1 tRNA gene and 3 rRNA genes are annotated in these 4976 nt (G+C 45.0%); all 4 read right to left on the bottom strand.

The window, feature by feature from the left end:
- Positions 1–84: 84 nt before the first annotated feature.
- Positions 85–193, bottom strand: a 5S ribosomal RNA gene (gene rrf, locus KE631_RS02485).
- Between the two features lie 35 nt (positions 194–228).
- Positions 229–3093, bottom strand: a 23S ribosomal RNA gene (locus KE631_RS02480).
- A 63-nt stretch (positions 3094–3156) separates the two neighbouring features.
- Positions 3157–3233 (bottom strand) — tRNA-Ile (locus tag KE631_RS02475).
- Between the two features lie 105 nt (positions 3234–3338).
- Positions 3339–4871: ribosomal RNA gene (locus tag KE631_RS02470) — 16S ribosomal RNA — on the bottom strand.
- Together the 16S, 23S and 5S rRNA genes with 1 tRNA gene alongside form the textbook arrangement of a ribosomal RNA operon.
- Positions 4872–4976: the final 105 nt, after the last annotated feature.

The following is a 4976-nucleotide window of genomic DNA, read 5'->3' as shown; positions in this document are numbered from 1 at the left end:
CTTGAACCCCCGACATTCTGCTTGTAAGGCAGACGCTCTCCCAACTGAGCTAATCCTCTTTTTTATTCTTTTTTATAAAGCAAACCTTGGCACTCCCTATCTTCGCTCAATAAAGAACTATTGTCAGTACTAAGGACTTAACTGCTGTGTTCGGGATGGGAACAGGTGTTGCCCCTTAGTTTTATGCACCAAGGATCTTTCAAAACTAGATAAACGTTGGTATTTAAAAAATCAAAGTCAATGGGTCTATTAGTACTAGTCAGCTGAAAAGATCACTCTTCTTACACCTCTAGCCTATCAACCTGATAGTCTTTCAGGGACCTCATAGGGAAATCTCATCTTAAGGGAGGCTTCACACTTAGATGCTTTCAGTGTTTATCCCTTCTATACATAGCTACTCAGCTGTGGCTCTGGCGAACCAACTGAAACACCAGCGGTATATCCATCCCGGTCTTCTCATACTAGGGACAGTTCCTTTCAAATTTCCAACGCCCACGACGGATAGAGACCGAACTGTCTCACGACGTTCTGAACCCAGCTCGCGTTCCGCTTTAATGGGCGAACAGCCCAACCCTTGGAACCTTCTCCAGCTCCAGGATGCGATGAGCCGACATCGAGGTGCCAAGCCGCTTCGTCGCTGTGAACGCTTGGAAGCGATAAGCCTGTTATCCCCAGGGTAGCTTTTATCCGTTGAGTCACGGCCCTTCCATTCGGTACCGTAAGATCACTAAGTCCGACTTTCGTCCCTGCTCGACTTGTAAGTCTTGCAGTCAAGCTCCCTTGTGCCTTTATGCTCTACAAATGATTTCCAACCATTTTGAGGGAACCTTCGAACGCCTCCGTTACTCTTTAGGAGGCGACCGCCCCAGTCAAACTGCCCACCAAACACTGTCCCTCACATTACACATGTGCAGGTTAGAAACTAAAAATAACAAGGGTGGTATCCCAAGGATAACTCCAGAAAAACTAGCGTTTTTCTCTCACAGTTTCCCACCTATCCTGTACATCTTATTTCCAATTTCAATATTAAGTTGCAGTAAAGCTCCATGGGGTCTTTTCGTCCTGTCGCGGGTAACCGGCATTTTCACCGGTAATTTGATTTCACCGAGGCTCTTGTTGAGACAGCGCCCAAATCGTTATGCCTTTCGTGCGGGTCGGAACTTACCCGACAAGGAATTTCGCTACCTTAGGACCGTTATAGTTACGGCCGCCGTTTACTGGGACTTCAATTCAATGCTTCGTTGCCTGACATCTCCTTTTAATCTTCCAGCACCGGGCAGGCATCAGCCCCTATACATCACCTTGCGGTTTAGCAGAGACCTATGTTTTTGATAAACAGTCGCTTGGGCCTATTCTCTGCGGCTTTTAGTTTTAATAAAAGCTCTCCTTATCCCTAAGTTACGGAGTAATTTTGCCGAGTTCCTTAACAAGAGTTTGCTCGCGCGTCTTAGTATACTCTACCTACCCACCTGTGTCGGTTTGCGGTACGGGTAGTTAATCAATTAGCCCTAGAAGCTTTTCTTGAAAGTATGACATCAATCACTTTACTTTCAAACCTTGTCTTTAAATGAGAAAACGGATTTGCCTGTTTTCTCAGACTTAGTTTTTATACCCCAATCCAATAAGGGGCGTGTTTAGCCTGCTTTGTCCCTCCGTCAGTTGATTAACTAGTGCAGGAATCTCAGCCTGCTTGCCATCGATTACGGATTTCTCCCTCACCTTAGGACCCGACTAACCCAGGGAGGACGAACCTGGCCCTGGAAACCTTGGGTTTTTGACGGATAGGATTCTCACCTATCTTTTCGTTACTTACACCGGCATTCTCACTTCTGACCTCTCCACCACTGCTTCCGCTATGGCTTCACTGATGTCAGAACGCTTCCCCTACCATTCAAATAACTTCTTAGTTATTTGAATCCGTAGCTTCGGTATGATGTTTTAGCCCCGGTACATTTTCGGCGCAGAGTCATTCGACTAGTGAGCTATTACGCACTCTTTAAAGGATGGCTGCTTCTAAGCCAACCTCCTAGTTGTTTAAACGTCTTCACTTCCTTTGCCACTTAACATCAATTTTGGGACCTTAGCTGACGGTCTGGGCTCTTTCCCTTTTGACCATGGACCTTATCACCCACAGTCTGACTGCTGATTTTATTTGGTAACATTCGGAGTTTGATTGAGTTCGGTACCCCGAGGTGGAGCCCTTACTCATTCAGTGCTCTACCTTCACCAAATTACTAAATCAACGCTAGCCCTAAAGCTATTTCGGGGAGAACCAGCTATCTCTGAGTTCGATTGGAATTTCACCCCTAGCCACAAGTCATCCAAACACTTTTCAACGTGTCCTGGTTCGGTCCTCCATTTAGTTTTACCTAAACTTCAACCTGCTCATGGCTAGATCACTTCAGTTTCGGGTCTATGACATGCAACTAAACGCCCTATTAAGACTCGCTTTCGCTACGGCTCCGTTCCTTAAAACTTAACCTTGCTCCATATCATAACTCGCCGGTTCATTCTGCAAAAGGCAAGCCATCACACATTAACGTGCTTTGACTAATTGTAGGCACACAGTTTCAGGATCTATTTCACTCCCCTTTCGGGGTTCTTTTCACCTTTCCCTCACGGTACTAGTTCACTATCGGTCACTAAGAAATATTTAGCCTTAGGAGATGGTCCTCCCATCTTCCGACAAGATTTCTCGTGTCTCGCCGTACTTATTGATACCCTAGATTTTAACTTACGTTTACGGGACTGTCACCTTCTTTGGTGCTTCTTTCCAAAAGCTTCTACTTCGTTAAAATTTTGTAACTAGAAATGGTATCAGGCTGTTCCGGGTTCGCTCGTCACTACTACCAGAATCGTTATTACTTTCTTTTCCTGCGGTTACTTAGATATTTCAGTTCGCCGCGTTTCCTTTCTTCTAACAAGATAAATCGTATTAGAAGAATATTACATCTTCAATGTAATGGGTTTTCCCATTCGGAGACCCACGGATCTTCACTTATTTACAGCTTCCCGTGGCGTTTCGCCGTTAATTGCGTCCTTCATCGGCTCTTAGTGCCAAGGCATCCACTGTGCGCCCTTAGTTCCTTTGATTTTTTAACCTTCGTTTATCTACTTTTCAAAGAGCTTTTTTAAGATTTTGCCTATTTGTGGTTATGGTGGGCCTAAATGGACTTGAACCACCGACCTCACGCTTATCAGGCGTGTGCTCTAACCAACTGAGCTATAGGCCCTTAATCTTAAAAAGATTAAAATGTTGCAAATACAATTTGCAAGCAAGTTACAATGAAAAACTTTCTTAAGTCTCTCAAAACTGAAGATGATAATTGTTTCCTTAGAAAGGAGGTGATCCATCCCCACCTTCCGGTAGGGATACCTTGTTACGACTTAACCCCAATCATCGACCCTACCTTAGACGGTTCCCTCTTCTTGCGAAGTTAGGCCACCGGCTTTGGGTATTGCCAACTTTCGTGGTTTGACGGGCGGTGTGTACAAACCCCGAGAACGTATTCACCGCGACATGCTGATTCGCGATTACTAGCGATTCCAACTTCATGAAGTCGAGTTGCAGACTTCAATCCGAACTGAGACTGTTTTTTTGAGATTCGCCAAAAACTTGCGCTTCAGCTACCCTTTGTAACAGCCATTGTATCACGTTTGTAGCCCAGGTCATAAGGGGCATGATGATTTGACGTCATCCCCACCTTCCTCCAATTTATCACTGGCAGTCTTGCTAAAGTCCCCACCATTACGTGCTGGTAACTAACAATAAGGGTTGCGCTCGTTGCGGGACTTAACCCAACATCTCACGACACGAGCTGACGACAACCATGCACCACCTGTGCAACTGATAACCTCCACTGTGTTTCTACAGCTTTGCAGAAGCATGTCAAGACCTGGTGAGGTTTTTCGGGTACCTTCGAATTAAACAACATGATCCACCGCTTGTGCGGAGTCCCGTCAATTCCTTTAAGTTTCATACTTGCGTACGTACTACTCAGGCGGAGTACTTAATGTGTTAACTTCAACACTGGTTTTACCCAACGTTTAGTACTCATCGTTTACGGCGTGGACTACCAGGGTATCTAATCCTGTTTGCTCCCCACGCTTTCGTGCCTCAGCGTCAGTAAAGACCCAGCAAGCCGCCTTCGCTACTGGTGTTCCTCCATATATTTACGCATTTTACCACTACACATGGAATTCCACTTGCCTCTATCTTACTCTAGCTAAACAGTTTTTATAGCATCACAATGTTGAGCATTGCACTTAGACCATAAACTTATTTAACCGCCTACGCACCCTTTACGCCCAATAATTCCGGATAACGCTTGCCCCCTATGTATTACCGCGGCTGCTGGCACATAGTTAGCCGGGGCTTATTCATTAGGTACCGTCAGAATGATTTTTCCATCATTTATTCTTCCCTAATAAAAGAACTTTACGTACCGAAATACTTCATCGTTCACGCGGCGTTGCTCGGTCAGAGTTTCCTCCATTGCCGAAAATTCCCTACTGCTGCCTCCCGTAGGAGTTTGGGCCGTGTCTCAGTCCCAATGTGGCCGTTCAACCTCTCAGCCCGGCTACACATCATAGTCTTGGTAGGCCTTTACCCCACCAACTAACTAATGTGACGCAAGCTCCTCCCTAAGCATACCTATTGCTAGGTCTTTTAAAAACAAGAAGATGCCTTCTTGTCTCCTATCCAGTCTTAGCAGTCGTTTCCAACTGTTATCCTCGTCTTAGGGGCAGATTGCTTACGCGTTACTCACCCGTTCGCCACTAAAGTTTAATTGCTTAAACTTCCGTTCGACTTGCATGTATTAGGCACGCCGCCAGCGTTAATCCTGAGCCAGGATCAAACTCTTCGTATGTTACAAAATTGATGCACCAAAAATTGCTTTTTGGTGTCAATTTTAAGGTGTTAAAAAATAATTAAAAATATTCGTTAATTATCATCTTCAGTTTTCAAAGATTAA

The sequence above is a fragment of the 'Santalum album' aster yellows phytoplasma genome (assembly GCF_018283495.1).
Taxonomy (GTDB): domain Bacteria; phylum Bacillota_I; class Bacilli_A; order Acholeplasmatales; family Acholeplasmataceae; genus Phytoplasma; species Phytoplasma asteris.
The sequence above is the reverse complement of the archived record's forward strand: the minus strand, read 5'-3'. Positions and strand labels throughout refer to the sequence as shown.